Origin of the sequence: Coleofasciculus sp. F4-SAH-05 (genome assembly GCF_040222985.1) — a bacterium.
GTDB classification, from domain to species: domain Bacteria; phylum Cyanobacteriota; class Cyanobacteriia; order Cyanobacteriales; family Coleofasciculaceae; genus Coleofasciculus; species Coleofasciculus chthonoplastes.
This window is the reverse complement of the sequence record NZ_JAVKBY010000252.1, coordinates 13,347-29,698: the sequence shown is the minus strand read 5'-3', so window position 1 is coordinate 29,698 and position 16,352 is coordinate 13,347. Positions and strand designations below refer to the sequence as shown.

Genomic DNA, 16,352 nt, shown 5'->3' with positions numbered 1-16,352 from the left:
GAATACGCCCAAAATCTTTGCTAAGCAAGGATTTTGGGCGTTATTTCGAGTTAACTTAGACTGTGGAGGCATAAAATCACGGTATAACTGAATTTGGAGCCGTTTTAACTAACAGTTTGGCATAGTAAGTCCGGAAGAGCCCTTTGTGTTTCGGGATGTGTTGATGCCTCTGGCGAAGGGAGCGCTGGAAGATTACACGAAAGATTTTCTTAAGGATTGTATTCGGGATTTTGCGGGGCTGTTTGAGAACGATACGCTGCATACCGTTGTCGGGAAAGCGTTGAAAGAATTTCTGGTATTGGTTCAGCAGGAATTGGAAGATGCTGAGGTGTCACAGGTGGAGGTGGAGGAGTAATATGGAAAGGAGATCCTGATACTTTAACCTTGCTCAAACAACTCATTCAATCTGATGTTCATGGGAATGTGCGACATTCAGCAGTACAGGAATTAGCTAGAGGATGGAAAAAAGACCCGGATACTTTACCCCTGCTCAAACAACGAGTTCAATCTGATGATAATGGGAATGTTCGACGTGCGGCGATACAGGAATTAGCTGAAGGATGGAAAAAAGACCCAGATACTTTACCTCTGCTCAAACAACTAATTCAATCTGATGATGATAAGTTTGTGCGAAGTGCGGCGTTACAGGAATTAGCCAGAGGATGGAAAGATGAGCCGTGGCTATTTGAATTATTGTACAATTGCGCTATTAATGACCCCTTTCAACGTCAGGACAACTGGGAAGACAACCCTCGGCAAATTGCACTTGAGAGAATCATCAAACTGTATCCTGACCATCCCAAAACACTAACCTTATTACGCGATAGAGCAGAAAATGATACTGATGATAAGGTGCGAGAGTTCGCCCAGAAGAAGTTAAAGCAGTTTACACAAAATCATTAAATGGGTGCGTCGCTAAAGCGACGACTACAAACAGGTTTCTTTCCTATCTTGTACCTGTTCCATCAATCCGTCTTGGGTTTAAACACAGGGCGACCCGATAAAATTGAGAGGACGGGTGTTGTTGATTTATGCAGCGGGTCTAAAACCTGTCTTGATTCAGGATAAGACATCAATTATTTGTAGGGGCGGGTTTAGGGACTAAATTGAAGGCGTTACCAATAAATGAACAACAAAACCCGCCCTCCCCACTTTCCTGACGTGCGCCCACACACCCCACCCAAAAGCCGGGGCGCTAGATCAGGGCACGATATTATCGTGCCCCTACCGAATCGATGATCTGTAGGGGCATGGCATTGCCATGCCCGATTATCACCATCTTGCGCCCAGTGTCACGTCCTTTAGGAATGGTGCGTTACGCTAAAGCCTTGAGTGATGGTGCGTTACGCTACGCTAACGGCACCCTACGGCTTGCTTATTTTTGGGAGCAAATATGACAAATGACAAATGACGAATGACAAATGACGATCGCGCTGCATAAGCTCTAGCCGCTCAGAGTTAGATCCGACTGAACAACCCTTAAACTATGGAGGTACAACTCTTGAGACGATATCCTCGCCCACGTAGCCCCTGATACACGAGTGATGAGCAACCATTTGAGCGCCGTAAAAATCCCCACTAACACAGCTTCCCGATATTGGAGTGCGATCGCGATTGATGCAGCCGGGAGACGCCAAATCCGGGAAATTACTGAAGCGAAGGCATTTTTCCTCGCATCATTCCCTGATTTTACCCCAGAGACTCAGGTATCAGATTCCCAGGTTCAGCGTCAACTCTGGTACTGGATGCAGGAAGCAGAGGATGCATGTAGAGACGCGCCATGGCGCGTCTGGGGAGCAGATCTTTGTCTCAAATGCTTTATGTCGCAGCAAATTGACTACGTTTGTCGGGGGTTAGCCAGTCGGTTTGGTGCGGAACATGGCTTTAACAGTAGCGATTTATTACCCTTTGTCTTAGACGAAGAAATCGGTAAACCCCACCGCCATTCTCCCACCTATCAATCCTTCCTGGATGAAATCTTACACAGTTTTGACCCCGAACAAAGCAGCCTCGCTACCTGGACTAGCCGTCTGGTGAAACACCATAAACCCCTCAATCAATTCTTACTCGAACATGGGATTTATTTAATTAGTGACTGGGCAATTTTAAATGATACCAAACCCAAACAACTACACCGTATTTTCGCCGAGTTTCACCACTTAACCCCACTGGAAATCCAACGCGCTCAACAGATTCTCGATGCTTATCACGCCGTCTACCGCAGTCAACGCCTAAACCAACGTCTCGCTGGAGTTAAAGGAAAATGTCACCCTCCCACCCCCGAACAATTACAGCAAATGGCGCAACGCCTTTCCCCTCCCCTACGCCCAGAACCCCTCCTCCGCCAACTGCAACTGATCGCCTCTCGACTGCGTGAGTACCGAATTTATGTACGCAGCGGGAAGTTAAACAGTGAATCCCTGGATGCAACCCCTAATAAACCCCTCGATATCGCCTATTCTGAACCCACACCCGACGAACAAAACGAATTTTTAACCGCCTATCGCCAACAGTTTCTTCAGGGTTTAGATACAGCCATCGCCCAAATCACAGGCGATCGCACTAAGAAATTACAGCGCCGAGATGCCCAAAAAGCCCAACAGTTTCTCACCGCGTTGGATCTGTTTCACTGTCAAGGACAATCCATGTCCGATATTGCCCGAAACTTTAACTATAAAGGACAATTTCAAGTTAGCCGTCTCCTGAAACTGAAGGTCCTTCGCGCTGATATTCAACGAGAATTACTGGTGTATTTAAGCGATCGCATCCTGGAGAAAGCCCAACGCTATACCAATAGACAACGGCTGCAAACTGTTCATCACCAGATTCAAGAGGCGATCGCAGAACAAGTCACTAAGGTGATCACAGACGCGGAGACAGAAGCGAGTACGGCTACCCATGAACGCCATCAAAAAACCCGCAGCCTATTTGCCCAAAGACTCTGCCTTTATTTGGATAACAGGAGTAATATATCATGACTTTCTACTCAACCACTCAACCCGGGCTTGATGGTGACGCTTTCGCCATTGAAACGATCCAACTCTCTGACGATGCGATTGAACAAGCCGTTCACCTCGCCCAACCCATTGCTAATGAGGAACGCCAATGGCAAACCTATCTCAATGCTTTAGCCTTATTTGGCTTTGAGACATGGTTAGCCGAACGGAGTTCTGAATTGACGGTAAATCGCGATCGCACTTCCCTGTTCAACTCTGCAACCGCGAATCTGATTGAAGCGGTTTGTCATCTTCAAGTGAATGGGTTTAACCTCTGTCTGATTGCCCAAGGTAGTCTATCAGATGATCAGGTATCCTTACCCCGAACCGTTGTCGATATCCCCGAATTCATCCCCCATTTCTACGTCGTGGTAGACGTACAAGAGGAAGAGGAAACCGCCGTGGTTAAAGGGTTTATTTCCTATCCCCAACTCATCGAACACCGGGATACTCTGGGATTAACCCCTGAGGAGGATTGGACCTATTCATTCCCCCTCGATGGCTTTGACACCGAACCCGATCACCTCCTCTTAGAATTACGCTGTTTAACCCCCAGCGCCATCCCCCTCCCCCCCATTCCCAGTGATCGCCGCCTGCAACTTGCCCAGATGCGATCGCACCTGGAAACCCAACTCCCCCAACTTCAGTCTCCGACATCTCAACTTTGGCACCATTTAACCTGGGAACAAGCCACCCTCGTACTCACCCGTTCTGAGTTACGCACTTGGCTGTATCAACTGCAAACCGATCCCCAAAGCCAACCCACCCTCCGAAACTACCTGTCTGATGTCCTCAGCCGCATCACCCGAAACGTAATTAATGTGGGACACTGGTTACAGGATGAACTAGACGAACTTGCTCAAGAACTCTCCTGGCAACTTCTCCCTAATTTAACCCCAGCTAGCGCCCTGCGACGATCATCCACCGACGAATGGGATGCGATCGTGCAACAACTGGAGTACAATAACGTCCAAATTCCCCCCCAAGCCAAGGGCGCGTATCGCAATCTCCAAGTGGCAGACATCCCCCTGCGCTTATATGCCATAACGTGGCCCCTCTTATCTGCAACTGTCCCCGAATGGGCGTTACTGATAATTTTAGGTACAGATTCGCCAACGGGTTTCCCAGAGGGTCTAATATTACAGATTAGTGATCAAACCGAGAGTTTAGTCGAACAAGAGTTAGATGCGAATAGTTCCTATTTCTTCACCAGTGTAGTGGGAACATGGCAAGAGACGTTTGGCGTCACGATCCGTTTAGGATCGGATATTGAACACATCCTGCCTCCCTTTGGCTTCAATCTCTAGAATTAGAACTAAAGCCCTGAACTAAAGTACTCGAAGAGAAGCCGCTCCGCGTCTACGGGCTAAAAGCTAAAACCCGTTTTAACGGGTTCAAACTGATATCTTGCATCTTTGTCAGTGGGCTTGCTGCACAAAGCCAAAATCCTTAACCATCAATACTTTGAGCTTTATTGACAGAGAGTTTGATTCAATGAAATCGGGTAGCATCCTTCATAAGTATGGCATCACTTTGCTCAGGAAAAATGTACCCTTGCTCCCCCAGCTCCCCCAGCGTTCGACTGAACTTCGACAGGCTCAGTTGCCGCGCTCACGCCGAAGTCTTCCCCAGCTTCAAGAGCTCCCCCTCACCACAACACTTATTCAGCAGCCCCTAAGCTAGTCCGCGCAGGCGGACTTTGTTTGTGTAGCTGCGACTTCTAGTCGCCAGGGCTTCTAGTCGCCAGGGCAAAAAAGGGGTTTCTATTAAAATAGAATATAAAACTTTTGGTTCCTTGGGTTTTAACCCAAGGCGGTTGGTGAGACTGTAGCTTGAAATTTTGCTTCTGCTTCTGCCTTCTGCTTTTTTATGGTGTCATCTGCTCGATCCTGTAAACTACGATTTTAGCCTCATGACCTATTTATCCCTACCCCACCGACTTCACTCCCTCAGCTTGGCGACAGCGACGCTGCTGTTAACATTCCTATCGCCGATTTCCCTATCCCCTAATCTGTCCCTATCTCTATCAACCCAGGTACAAGCCCAAACCTCTGAAGATCAGCTTGGTACAGCCCAACAGTTGCTAGAGGAAGGAATTGATCTGTATCAGCAAGGTCAAATGCAGGAGGCGTTAAATCGACTAGAGGAAGCATCCAACCTATTTAAGCAAGGTGAAGCCCTCGCAGAAGAAACCATAACTCTGACCCAAATCGGTTTAATTTATGAGCATCGTCAACAGCATGAGGATGCACTAAACGTTTACGAACAAGCCTTAAACCTAGCCAAAACCCTCGATGATCCTTACCAAGAAGCGATCATCCTCGATTACATGGGTTCAGTCTATTCAAGTCTAGAACAATATTCTCAAGCACTGGATCTACACCAAAAGTCACTGGCACTTTTCCGAGAAGTGGATAATCGCCGCAGTGAAGGCATTGTATTGGGCAATATCGGCAAAGTTTATTTCGCTCAAGCTCAAAGTGAGCCAGCGATTAATTCCCTTAAAGCAGCGTTAAGCATTTATCGGGACTTGGACGAAAAAATCTTAGAAGGAGAGGTTCTTTATTACCTAGGATTATCCCATCAAAATTTAAAAGACTATACCCAAGCCTTAAACTTTCACCAGCAAGCCTTAGATATTTTCAACGATGAGAATATCCCTGAGTTGCAAGCTCTAGCTTTATACAATATGGGGACAATCTACAGTCAACAAGGGAAAGATGAAATGGCGCAAGCGTCTTATCAAGATGCATTGGCGATTTTTGAAGAATTAGGAAATGAGCAAGGAATTGCAGCTATTCGTTATCAAATGGAAACCCTTGAATAGTAATTTAGGGGTGGCATGCCTTTCCGTTTGCGAGGAACTGTCCTCAACTAGAATTCCCGAATGACTAATTACCCATGAGAAATGACAAAGAACCGATTTCCAAAACAGAAGCCAAACAACTGCTAGAACGTTTAGTATTTGACGATGAACGTCCTCAAGACTGGGTACAGGATGTTTGGGGATTGAGTCCAACCTTAGGAGAAAGTGGCGCCAAATTGCTAGAGGTATTTGAAGCATTGATTGAATGTTGTCCTGATGAGAAATTGGAAAATTTAATCCAAATTTATTATCAGGATAAGTTGTAAAGGGAACACCTCGACTTCGCTCGGTGTGTCACAGGGAACAGGGAACAGGAGGATATGAAGGTTGGCGAGAGTTCCCTCCCCTTGACGACGGGGAGGGTTAGGGAGGGGTCAAATGTTTTCCAGTGAAACATCCTATTTAGTTAACGCTTACTCCTAGAAAGCAGTCTTGACACATCAGCATGCATCAGGGCAATATTGGGATCGCGTTGAATCGCTTGATAATAACGTTGCTCTCGATTTGTCCCCGCTTCATTAGGAGAAACCAGATAACGGGCTTCGTCTAAAAGTTCATTTGCCTGATGCAACGTTATCGGTTCTTTGGCACTCAACGCTTCATCAATCTGAACAATAAATTGAGAGAAAGGGCGTAACCAACTAAACCATTCATCTTGAACAACCAGTTGGAAAAACTCTCCTTTTGAACGAATACGCCCATGAAACCGTTCATACCTATCGCGTTCCGAGTGGAGAAGGGCTTTATGCAGTTGCAGCAGCGCCGCACGCACATCGCGCAGGCGTTGAAAGGGTAGATTTCCGGGAGAATAGGTAAATGACATGAACCAGGATTGCGATCGCGACTTTCTTTATCTTAGATTGAGTTTAACATTGGTGTAGCGTACCGTTCGCGATCGCGCTTTAAAGTGAGTTAATGATAAACACGTTATTATGGACAATAGTACGTCTAATTTAAAACTGATTCTTTATAATGTATAATGAAAAAAGTTTCGCGATCGCGTAAAATTGAACCACGATAATACCTTAACACTACAGTGGGAATAATTGTAGCTTGCTTCTCGCGAAAGCGAGTATGATAAATGATAAATGACGAATGACAAATGACAAATGACAAATGACGAATGACGAATGACAAATGACAAATGACAAATGACGATCTCCACCGATTCTAGCTTTGCCGATACCCAAAGCCATTGGGCAAAAGACTCAATTCACCAGCTTTTTACCCGCCAAATTATCAGTGGTTATCCGGATGGTAGCTTTCGCCCCAATAACTCCGTTACCCGGGCTGAATTCGCTGCGATTTTAAATAAAGCCTTTCCCCAGGCTACCCCAGTGCGCGATGCAATCAACTTTCGCGATGTACCCGCCAATCACTGGGCAAATTCCGCGATTCAAACCGTTACCCGTGCTGGATTTTTCTCCGGTTATCCGAATGGAACCTTTCGCCCCAATCAACCCATTCCCCTTGTGCAAGCGCTGGTAGCATTAGTGAGTGGGTTACAGTATGACCGTGACCCGAATCCTAACTCAATTCTTCAACAATACTATGATGATACGGCGGCTATTCCCAATTATGCACGAGGCGCGATCGCAACCGCAACCCGTCAGTTTTTAGTGGTTAACTATCCGGATGTCAGACGCCTACACCCGAATCGCAATGCAACACGAGGCGAAGTCGCTGCACTGATTAGTCGGGCGTTAAAACTTCCTGGCGTTCCCCGACAGTATATTCCGGGTTGGGATATCATCGCGATTGAACCTTTATTTGATGATGCGGATTCCTTTAGCCAAGAACGGGCGAGGGTCAAACTGGGAGAGAAATGGGGATATATTGATAAAACTGGGACATTTGTTGTTGATCCGCAACTAGATGAAGCCGAACCCTTTTCCGAAGGAATCGCATTAGTCAGATTGCAGCAGACTGTCGCTAACTTAAGCGGCGTTCGTAGTCGGCACTTTAGTGCCAGAAGCGCTAAAGCGCTGACTACAAACTCTCAGAAGAATGATAACGATTTAGAGGGACATGATATAACACCACAGCAAAATCGATTCCCCTCACCCGAAATTCGAGGCGTTTGGCTAACGACTACCGATAGCCAAGTTTTTAACTCCCCCAAAAACATGGCTGAGGCGATGGATTTCCTCGCCGAAACCGGATTTAATGTCGTTTTTCCGGTGGTTTGGAATAATGGGGCGACGCTTTATCCGAGTCCCCTAATGCGAGACACGGTGGGATGGGAAATTGATCCCCGGTTTACGGGACGAGATCCCCTCGCCGAACTGATTCAAGCGGCTAAGAACGTGGGATTAGCCGTAATTCCCTGGTTTGAATATGGCTTTGCCAGTTCCTATAACCAAAAGGGTGGACGCCTACTTGCCCAAAACCCAGATTGGGCGGCGCGGGATAGTCAAGGCAATTTACTCACCAAAAATAACTTTGAATGGCTGAATGCGTTTGACCCCCAGGTGCAGGATTTTATCATCGGACTTATCCTAGAAGTTATCCAAAATTACGATATTGCCGGAATTCAGGGAGATGACCGTTTACCTGCCCTACCCTCAGAAGGGGGGTATAATAGCCAAACAGTACAACGCTATGTGCAGCAGTTCAACCAGGAACCGCCTAAAAACCCAAAAGACGCCCAATGGCTACAATGGCGGGCGGATTTGCTAACCGATTTCCTGACTCGTTTATACCGACAGGTAGTGACGATTAATCCAGAGCTGATAATTTCTATCGCACCGAGTCCTTATCCTTGGGGATTACAGGAGTATTTACAGGATAACCAAGCGTGGGCGGATCAGGGATTGGTGGATATGATACATCCCCAATTCTATCGCCGGGATTTTGCCAGTTATAAACAGCTTGTTGATCGGTTGGTGAATGACCAATTAAACCCAGTACAATTGTCTACGGTGATACCGGGAATCCTGATTAAAAGCGGGTCGTATCGCATCAGTTCCCAGGATTTAGTCCAGGCAATTGAGTACAATCGCGATCGCGGTTTAGCCGGGGAGGTGTTATTTTTCTACGAGGGCTTGCGCCAGGATAATGATACCCTAGCCAAAGCCTTGCGATCGCACGTCTATGCTCAATCCGTTCCCTTCAACACTGCACAAGTAAAGGCACAAGGATTTACCCATCGCCGCGTTGGTGCTGAATATCGTTATATTGACCGCTTCGGGAATCTTGTCACTCAGCCTGAATTTGATTGGCTAGATTCGTTTCAGGAGGAACGGGCGCGAGTGCGAATGGGGTACAAGTGGGGCTATATTGACAAAACGGGACAACGGATCACTCGTTTAGAATTTGATCAGGCAGATCAGTTTGCCGAAGGATTAGCACGAGTAAAAATTGGTAGTCGGTATGGGTATATCGATTTATCCGGTCAATCCGTAATTTCTCCCCAGTTTGATCAAGCGACTCGGTTCAGTGAAGGGTTAGCGGCGGTGAAGGTTGAAGATCAATGGGGTTATATCAATAAAATAGGTCAATGGGTGATTCCAACTCAGTTTGATCAGGCGGAGTTGTTCTCAGAAGGATTAGCGGCAGTACAACTCGCTTTTCAATACGGATATTGTGACTCAACGGGTCAACTGGTGATTCCCGCGAACTTTGACGCGGCGGGTTCATTTGCCCAAGGACTTGCCCCGGTTCAATTGCGCGATCGCTGGGGCTATATTAATCATACTGGAGCAGTAGTCATTGATCCCCAATTTGATGCGGCTCAACCCTTTTCCCAAGAATTAGCCGCCGTCAAAATTGGATCATTGTGGGGGTATATCAATCAAAAGGGCGATCAGGTCATTTCACCAGAATTTGATCAGGTCAAACCCTTTAGTGACGGATTAGCACCTTTTCAGAGGGGGAAACGATGGGGTTATATTCGTAATCTGTATGAAAAATCGTAGGGGCGCACCGACGTGCGCCCGTGTCAACTTAAGCTAGAAAACCAATGCTGGCAAGGTTTTAAGCTGTGTCTATTTACTGCTTGACATTTCCCCCTCACCCCCAGCCCCTCTCCCAAGCTTGGGAGAGGGGCTGGGGGTGAGGGCTGTAGCTTAAGTTGACCCATAAGACCGACGCGACGTGCGCCCTATCACCGACTTAATCGGCTGGTGTTAATACTTTCTGTGACAAAATGTCATTTAACGGATTTACAAAAGAAAAGTCTTGGTGAAAAGGGTTTCTCTTACTAGCTTTAACAGGCATATCTTGGCGGCAGCTGGAACAAAACCAATAAATGCGCTTGTCACGAACGTGAGCGAGTAAGTGAGATGAACAACAAGGACAAGTATTCATAGTTATTTCTCCACCCGACGTTGATCAGCTTACTTATTAAATGTAAAAATTTTGGGGAAGAATCGGGAAGAAATTTAATTTAATGTTTACCTATCAAAAGACAGATGTCACCCTCAAATTAATTGTGTAGGATAGTAAGCTTAGATAACAAAAAATCAATCAATCATATTTTATGTTACATCAAATAATTTATCTTGTCTTTGATTAAGTAGGTCGGTGGAAATAAGCCGAACTATGTTAAGTTCTGTGAATGTTCCTCAAACCCTTACATAAACGAATGACGTAGCTTGCTTCTTTTCGGGAGCGAGTATGACCAATGACCAATGACCAATGACCAATGACCAATGACCAATGACCAATGACCAATGACCAATGACCAATGACCAATGACCAATGACCAATGACCAATGACCAATGACCAAAAAGGTGGAAACACTGATTCTCAAGGGATTGCATCGGTGTGCAATCAAACGGATTCGATATTACTCAGTTGTGATTAAAATCCGTTGCGATAACAACGGATCTAGAGTCTTGGTAACAGGCGAAGCTGGAGACGGATTAGTTGTCGCGGCATTAGTAGCCGGAACAACAGATATCTCCTGACTATCGTGATTACCAAACCAATGATTTGGAGTATGGCGAATACGAGGCAGAAGTTGAGCAGAATAACAAGGATAGTTGTTCATAATCAATGAATGCACCCAACACTTAACACCTTACATCACTTCTACTCTACCGTCATCTTGCAGATAAACAGCGCGAACCCCTGGAGCACGACCACTGGGCAATACTTCGATTCGTAAGACTCTGGCTTCAGGTTGGCGGATATTCACGTTTAAGGGTAATCCTTGGGTATCCCACAACACCGCCGAAAAATTCGGGTTAGTATTCCCACCTCGGACAAAGGAGAGAACCTGTCCGGGACTCACAGGCAAAGGATCTGTAACATCGACCTGTTGAAGTTTGATCACACTAGAGGTTAAATTCGCTACCTCAACAGTAATCCGTTGACCCGGTACAAATTTGACGGATTGTTCTCTGCAACTGCTGGCAGCCACGCAGGTTTCCGCTTGTGCTGGATGAATATCAGCCGTTGATGATATTGCCAGAGTCGTGGTGGCTAGAAGCACCAACGGGAATTGCTTCATGATTTGTCCTTTGTTATTCGTCATTTGTCATTTGTCATTCGTTATTTGTTAAGGCGTAGGGTGGGCAAAATTTATAACGTTTAAAACCCTGATCGTATTTTTTTCTCATTTTTGCCCACCACAGAATAACTTTTTATTGATTATCATTGCGGCAAAATCTCAGGAAAACGCCAACTATTCCGTATCGATTCAAAATCAGCATCAGTTTTCGCTTGTTCGCGTAAATTGGGATTAACAGCAATTGCCTGTTTGAGACTATCAATCGCCAGCTCAACATAACCTTGTAACGCTCGACAACAGGCTCTATTATACCAAGTATCAGCCAAGTTCGGTTCAAGTTGCAGGGCGTGGTCGTAGGCAGTAATCGCCTCTGTATACTGTTGCGAGTGATAAAAAGCGTTACCTAGAGAATTCCAAGCCCGCTCAAAGTCAGGGTTAAGTTGAATGAGTTTCTGGTAGGATGCAATTGCCTCTTTAAATCGGTGTAACTCTGTCAAGCATAGCCCTCGATTGTACCAGGCTTGATAGACATTGGGATTAAGCTTAATGGCTTTATCGTAAGCCGCGATCGCGGCGTCATATTGTCGGTTTTCCAAAAGTTTATTTCCTTGGTCAAACCACTGTAAATCTGCGGCATTTGGGGTTTGATTTCCCTTTTGCTTAATCAGCCAGACAAAGCCGAGAAAACAGACAATTAATGCCAACTTCGTCGCGGGTTGCCTAAACAGGACACTCCCTAACTGAATCGCTTCGGGAGGAATCTTGAGAAGTAAAGCAATTCGATAAATGAACAGAAAAAGCCCTTGACTGGCTGCTGGTACAAACCATAACACGCCAAAAATAAACCAAAAGCTATATCGACCTAATTTGTTGAATCGTTGCTGTAGCGATTGCGGTAACCAAGGGCGGAGAATTCCATACCCATCCAGAGGAGGAATAGGCAGTAAATTGATGACAACGGCAAAAATTTGGAGGAAAATAAGAAAGGCTAAACTTTGCCCCAACCAACCCTCACTCGATACCGTAACCAAACCCAACCAAAACGGAATTGCCAACGCCACCGTCACCACGGCATTAGCAAAAGGACCAGCCGCCGAGACTGCACTATCCCATCTGCGATCGCGTAATTTACTATGGTCAATATAAACTGCCCCACCGGGAAGGGCAATTCCCCCCATCACCAAGAAAATCATCGGCATTAGCAGACTCAAACCCGGATCAGTATAGTTGAGGGGATTAAGCGTCAAATAGCCTTTATCCTTAACCGAAGTATCGCCACCGAAATAGGCGACAACCGCATGACCAAACTCGTGCAAGCACAAGGATACCATCCAGCCGCCAAAAACAAACAATCCCGCCAGCCACATTACCGCTTACTCCCAAGCGAAAGGAATATATTTAGTTTGGCAAATTTTGCGCGAGTGTGTGATATCCCTGACTGTTCCCTGTTCCCTCGCCTCACCCCAATACTTACGCAATATATTCATCCCAGGTTGCCACTACCCAGGTATCAGTTGGAACTGGTGTTTTTAGTCTAGTCATGAATTCCTTTAAGGTAACGCTTATAAAATATTATTTATTCAATGTAGTTAAGATATCCTAACCCAATTATGTTCATGTACTCTTCTCCACTTTGATTACAGCCTTCAATGTTTTGCCATTACCCATCCACTTCAACCATTTTTCACAATTTTTGCAGTACAATCCTGCCGGGTGAGTATTATTAGTTTCCTTTAATTTTCCCCATTCGCTTTTGCATTTTGGGCAGGGAGACCCCAAACATATCGATATCTGTATTGGCATTGGGAAGCATAAGAATTTGACAACGGTAGAAGCTCCCAATCAGCGAAAATATAGGGTTTAGAACTCGCTGGATGATATAATTGTAGATCAGAAGTGTTGAATTTGGGTACATCTGTAAAACCTTCATATACCGTAGTGTGGGCATTGCCCACCAGCCTTAACTCAGCATCATCCTATTTAGGCTTGCTATATGAGACAATAGAGCGATTTTGGCGTTGAGTTAGCGACTGATTTCTCTAAGATTTAAATTTGCTTAATTCTCATAAGTATTTCCCCGAATCGCTAAAGTAAACGTAATTGAGTCTTTTGACTCCCTTCTACCACCTGACTCGCTTCCTGCTTATCATCTTCAGATTCCTCTACCTCTAACCAACTATCTCCTTGCCCATCCAACAAATATTGAGCGGCTTCTAACATATCTGCGGCAATATCTTTTAAATTATCTTGACTCTCTAAATACGTCTTCAGCGCATCCATGGGATTCATACCGCTACCCACGCCCAATTCTGGCAAACGCGGACGGGCTAACTGACTGACTAATTCGGGGCGAATCGTATAACTGTGGGCTTCACTCAAGGCTTGATGAATTGTACTATTATCGATTAAATCCAACTGATCAGAACGGACTTTATAAATCAACCGAACCACAGCGTCGTTAATCGTTTTTTTCTTAATCGCTTTAAGTAATGCCGCTTCTGGATCAGCTTCCTCATCCAGATTCACGTTAATTGTGCAGAATGGACGCACAGGTAAGGGACAAAACTGCCACTCAACCTTCCCTTTCTCTAACTCGATTAAAACATACCCCTTGTCTTCCTTTTCCTCACTAAAATCAACCCGTTCAATACTACCCGGATAAACCACAGGTGGGTTATTCGATGGATTCAGATTTTGATGGCGGTGGACATGACCTAATGCTACATAATCAAAACACGATCGCGCCATCAGGGATAGGGGAATAGTAAAGCCTTTACCCACCGCTAAAAAACGCTCTGCGCCAAAACTAGCCCGATCTGCCATTAAATGGGCTAAGAGTATAGTTGGTGCTTGGGAATCCAGCCGCCGAATTTCTCCTTCTAAGATGGGTTCAAGGCGTTGAATTAATAACTCATTCACCTCGCCTAAGGCTAACCCTTCAGTTTCTGGGCGTGTCAGTAAACTGGAACGAGTTAACCAAGGTAAGGTAATCACTTGGACTAAACCATTCCGAGTTTTAAGTTGATGAGTCGCCAGTGTATCACCCACAATAAATCCTGGCACACCTAGAGTACGATAAAGACATAAACTTGCCCCCCCATTTCCTTGGGAATGTTGGTCATGATTTCCCACCAGTAATACCGTGGGAATTTCTGCATCCACTAAGCGGCGAAATTGAGTAGCAAAGGCTTCTTGCACATAAGGTGCGGGTGTAGCATCAGGAAATGCATCGCCGCCAAATAAGACTAAATCCACGGGTTCAGCAATGGCGCGATCAATACATTGAGACAAGGTATTGACAAAATCTTCTAAGCGTGTATTTAACCCCGTTTCTGGATTAGTTCGCCCATGGGAGAAGCCACTACCTAGATGGATATCTGACAGGTGAAGAATTTTAATCATTAGTGGAAACCATTTTAAATTTGTAGGGGGGCAAGTTTATCTACTTTTGTCTCCCTATCAGAGAGAACACTAATACAAAACCCGTCCTGTCTCAATGTAGGGACGGATTGATATATTTTCGTTTCCCTATTGATGATAACGTTAATTCCAAACCCTGATCGACTGTAGGGGCGGGTTTCACGATTAACATTTTTTTGTCACCCCGATGTCACTAAACCCGCCCCATCCAATGGCAAGTTTCACAACTAACATTTTTTGTTACCCCGATGTCACTAAACCCACCCCGACAAAGGACAAAGGACGAATGACGAATGACTAATGACTAATGACTAATCCGCAAATTGGTTCAGAATACTCGCAACGACAGACAACACAATTGAACCAATCAAGGCGTCAAGAGGTCCACTAATCGTAAACATGGCACCCGTTAGGTAGGCGACTAAGGACAAGGATATGGCATTAATCACTAACAGAAATAGCCCCAATGTCACAATAGTCAGGGGTAAAGTCAGCATGATCAGAATCGGTCTGACGATAGCATTGACAATCCCTAAGATAATCGCCGCGATCGCAGCCGCCGCAAAACTCCCGATCGCAATACCCGGTACGAGATAGGCAGTAATGATTAATGCCAGTGCCGTAAACAGCCACGTTAAGAGAAAATGTTTCATGGGTTTGGTCGAATAACACACACCCGAATTCTAACTGGCGAGACGTATTGTGGGGGGTAGGGAGCAAGGGAAGCAGGGAAAGTAGGGGAAGTAGGGGAAGCAGGGGCAGCAGGGGCAGCAATGATACATTTTCCTCGCAACGTAAAATTTTATAAAGCCTTATCCCCTCACCCAAGCCTAGTGGTACAGTCTCAATCGCCCGTCCATTGACACAGCTAAAATATATAGTATAGAAGCCGATCAATCATTAATTTCCTAAATCCTGTAACCCTGTAACCCTGTAATCTTGTAATTTTGTAATTTTGTAGGGGCGAGTCGCTGGACTATCATAAAGGGGAAATGTATTAATTATCTCGACTCGCCCTACTCATCAGTGGAAACAATTAGGGGCAAATCAATCATGTCACCTCGCCTCATCAATAGTCGATATGCTCTATCTCCCAATCCTCACTCAGGAGGGATGGCTGAGGTTTATCAAGCCAATGATATGCTGGCTAATGGACGGCAAGTTGCCGTAAAGTTATTCACACAAAGGAATATAGAGGAGGAAATCAGCGCTGAATCCTTCAGGCGCGAAACTCAAGCCCTCCAGGAATTGAAGCATCCCGGAATCGTGGAACTTCTCGACTCAGGTAAGGATGAAAATACGGGTTTTTCAATCGCCAACCAGCTACTATGAACTCCTGAAATAAGCGCGAATTAGTTGGCAAAAAGCAAAGAAAAAGAACCCGCGCCAAGACCCAAAAGCCGTGAAAGAAAGGCTGAACGAAATAAAGTTAATACTCGCCGAGGTAATGCCAGATATTAGAGCCGAAAAGGTTGTGGTGTATGCGATTGACGAAGTTTATCTATTAGAGGGAGATAACGAATGTAGACAAAATTATTGGTCAAGCAGAAAAGGAGAGAAAAAAACCGCGATCGCGAGAACAGGATCTTCTTGCTTTAAAAGCTATTGAGCGCC

Annotated in this window: 18 protein-coding genes; 11 read left to right on the top strand and 7 right to left on the bottom strand. The window is 45.5% G+C overall.

What is annotated here, in order from left to right; translation table 11 throughout:
* Positions 1-145: 145 nt before the first annotated feature.
* The 7 genes from RIG27_RS30865 to RIG27_RS30835 all read left to right on the top strand — a co-directional run bounded on the left by RIG27_RS30865 (position 146) and on the right by RIG27_RS30835 (position 6,128).
* Complete coding sequence (locus tag RIG27_RS30865; RefSeq protein WP_446350913.1) at positions 146-355, top strand: hypothetical protein; 210 nt, start codon at positions 146-148, stop codon at positions 353-355.
* A 29-nt stretch (positions 356-384) separates the two neighbouring features.
* Positions 385-903 carry a HEAT repeat domain-containing protein gene (locus RIG27_RS30860; RefSeq protein WP_446350912.1) on the top strand — a complete coding sequence of 173 codons (519 nt, stop codon included), beginning with the start codon at positions 385-387 and terminating at the stop codon, positions 901-903.
* Between the two features lie 347 nt (positions 904-1,250).
* Positions 1,251-1,397, top strand: a complete 147-nt coding sequence (locus tag RIG27_RS30855; protein WP_446350911.1) for a hypothetical protein — start codon at positions 1,251-1,253, stop codon at positions 1,395-1,397.
* Between the two features lie 147 nt (positions 1,398-1,544).
* Positions 1,545-2,978, top strand: a complete 1,434-nt coding sequence (locus RIG27_RS30850) for a hypothetical protein (RefSeq protein ID WP_446350910.1) — start codon at positions 1,545-1,547, stop codon at positions 2,976-2,978.
* On the top strand, positions 2,975-4,303 hold the full coding sequence (locus RIG27_RS30845; protein WP_446350909.1) for a DUF1822 family protein: 1,329 nt from the start codon (positions 2,975-2,977) through the stop codon (positions 4,301-4,303). Before RIG27_RS30850 ends, RIG27_RS30845 begins: the two co-directional genes overlap by 4 nt.
* 605 nt (positions 4,304-4,908) lie before the next feature.
* Complete coding sequence (locus tag RIG27_RS30840) at positions 4,909-5,823, top strand: tetratricopeptide repeat protein (RefSeq protein WP_446350908.1); 915 nt, start codon at positions 4,909-4,911, stop codon at positions 5,821-5,823.
* A gap of 74 nt (positions 5,824-5,897) precedes the next feature.
* Positions 5,898-6,128 (top strand): hypothetical protein, encoded by a 231-nt coding sequence (locus RIG27_RS30835; protein WP_446350907.1) that lies wholly within the window; start codon positions 5,898-5,900, stop codon positions 6,126-6,128.
* 140 nt (positions 6,129-6,268) lie between these two features.
* On the opposite strand, the gene RIG27_RS30830 is transcribed toward RIG27_RS30835, so the two are convergent.
* Both RIG27_RS30830 and RIG27_RS30825 read right to left on the bottom strand, forming a co-directional pair.
* Positions 6,269-6,685, bottom strand: coding sequence for a hypothetical protein (locus RIG27_RS30830; protein WP_446350906.1), 417 nt, complete (start codon positions 6,683-6,685; stop codon positions 6,269-6,271).
* A gap of 144 nt (positions 6,686-6,829) precedes the next feature.
* Positions 6,830-7,027, bottom strand: coding sequence for a hypothetical protein (locus RIG27_RS30825; protein WP_446350905.1), 198 nt, complete (start codon positions 7,025-7,027; stop codon positions 6,830-6,832).
* Between RIG27_RS30825 and RIG27_RS30820 the strand changes: the two genes are divergently transcribed.
* Positions 7,014-9,779: a WG repeat-containing protein gene (locus tag RIG27_RS30820; protein WP_446350904.1), complete on the top strand. Its 2,766-nt coding sequence runs from the start codon at positions 7,014-7,016 to the stop codon at positions 9,777-9,779. The genes RIG27_RS30825 and RIG27_RS30820 overlap by 14 nt on opposite strands.
* A gap of 648 nt (positions 9,780-10,427) precedes the next feature.
* On the opposite strand, the gene RIG27_RS30815 is transcribed toward RIG27_RS30820, so the two are convergent.
* The gene (locus RIG27_RS30815) at positions 10,428-10,592 is read right to left on the bottom strand and encodes a hypothetical protein (RefSeq protein WP_446350903.1); all 165 of its coding nucleotides are present in this window, start codon (positions 10,590-10,592) and stop codon (positions 10,428-10,430) included.
* Between RIG27_RS30815 and RIG27_RS30810 the strand changes: the two genes are divergently transcribed.
* On the top strand, positions 10,585-10,773 hold the full coding sequence (locus RIG27_RS30810) for a hypothetical protein (RefSeq protein ID WP_446350902.1): 189 nt from the start codon (positions 10,585-10,587) through the stop codon (positions 10,771-10,773). The genes RIG27_RS30815 and RIG27_RS30810 overlap by 8 nt on opposite strands.
* 113 nt (positions 10,774-10,886) lie before the next feature.
* Here the strand turns inward: RIG27_RS30810 and RIG27_RS30805 are convergent, their stop codons facing one another.
* The 4 genes from RIG27_RS30805 to RIG27_RS30790 form a co-directional block, all read right to left on the bottom strand.
* Positions 10,887-11,342, bottom strand: a complete 456-nt coding sequence (locus tag RIG27_RS30805; RefSeq protein ID WP_446350901.1) for a hypothetical protein — start codon at positions 11,340-11,342, stop codon at positions 10,887-10,889.
* Between the two features lie 119 nt (positions 11,343-11,461).
* The gene (locus RIG27_RS30800; RefSeq protein WP_446350900.1) at positions 11,462-12,685 is read right to left on the bottom strand and encodes a tetratricopeptide repeat protein; all 1,224 of its coding nucleotides are present in this window, start codon (positions 12,683-12,685) and stop codon (positions 11,462-11,464) included.
* Positions 12,686-13,403: 718 nt separating this feature from the next.
* On the bottom strand, positions 13,404-14,720 hold the full coding sequence (sbcD, locus tag RIG27_RS30795) for an exonuclease subunit SbcD (protein WP_446350899.1): 1,317 nt from the start codon (positions 14,718-14,720) through the stop codon (positions 13,404-13,406).
* Positions 14,721-15,049: 329 nt separating this feature from the next.
* Complete coding sequence (locus RIG27_RS30790; protein ID WP_446350898.1) at positions 15,050-15,391, bottom strand: phage holin family protein; 342 nt, start codon at positions 15,389-15,391, stop codon at positions 15,050-15,052.
* Positions 15,392-15,791: 400 nt separating this feature from the next.
* Here RIG27_RS30790 and RIG27_RS30785 point away from each other — a divergent pair, with 400 nt between their 5' ends.
* Together RIG27_RS30785 and RIG27_RS30780 are read left to right on the top strand one after the other, a co-directional pair.
* Positions 15,792-16,070, top strand: coding sequence for a protein kinase domain-containing protein (locus RIG27_RS30785; protein WP_446350897.1), 279 nt, complete (start codon positions 15,792-15,794; stop codon positions 16,068-16,070).
* 70 nt (positions 16,071-16,140) lie between these two features.
* Positions 16,141-16,347: a hypothetical protein gene (locus tag RIG27_RS30780; RefSeq protein WP_446350896.1), complete on the top strand. Its 207-nt coding sequence runs from the start codon at positions 16,141-16,143 to the stop codon at positions 16,345-16,347.
* Positions 16,348-16,352 lie beyond the last annotated feature (5 nt).

Coding starts and splice junctions, on each gene's coding strand:
- RIG27_RS30785 (WP_446350897.1), top strand. CDS start 15,792: ATGTCACCTCGCCTCATCAATAGTCGATATGCTCTATCTCCCAATCCT.
- RIG27_RS30850 (WP_446350910.1), top strand. CDS start 1,545: ATGAGCAACCATTTGAGCGCCGTAAAAATCCCCACTAACACAGCTTCC.
- RIG27_RS30805 (WP_446350901.1), bottom strand. CDS start 11,342: ATGACGAATAACAAAGGACAAATCATGAAGCAATTCCCGTTGGTGCTT.
- RIG27_RS30840 (WP_446350908.1), top strand. CDS start 4,909: ATGACCTATTTATCCCTACCCCACCGACTTCACTCCCTCAGCTTGGCG.
- RIG27_RS30820 (WP_446350904.1), top strand. CDS start 7,014: ATGACGATCTCCACCGATTCTAGCTTTGCCGATACCCAAAGCCATTGG.
- RIG27_RS30800 (WP_446350900.1), bottom strand. CDS start 12,685: ATGTGGCTGGCGGGATTGTTTGTTTTTGGCGGCTGGATGGTATCCTTG.
- RIG27_RS30810 (WP_446350902.1), top strand. CDS start 10,585: ATGACCAAAAAGGTGGAAACACTGATTCTCAAGGGATTGCATCGGTGT.
- sbcD (WP_446350899.1), bottom strand. CDS start 14,720: ATGATTAAAATTCTTCACCTGTCAGATATCCATCTAGGTAGTGGCTTC.
- RIG27_RS30830 (WP_446350906.1), bottom strand. CDS start 6,685: ATGTCATTTACCTATTCTCCCGGAAATCTACCCTTTCAACGCCTGCGC.
- RIG27_RS30855 (WP_446350911.1), top strand. CDS start 1,251: ATGGCATTGCCATGCCCGATTATCACCATCTTGCGCCCAGTGTCACGT.
- RIG27_RS30835 (WP_446350907.1), top strand. CDS start 5,898: ATGAGAAATGACAAAGAACCGATTTCCAAAACAGAAGCCAAACAACTG.
- RIG27_RS30790 (WP_446350898.1), bottom strand. CDS start 15,391: ATGAAACATTTTCTCTTAACGTGGCTGTTTACGGCACTGGCATTAATC.
- RIG27_RS30845 (WP_446350909.1), top strand. CDS start 2,975: ATGACTTTCTACTCAACCACTCAACCCGGGCTTGATGGTGACGCTTTC.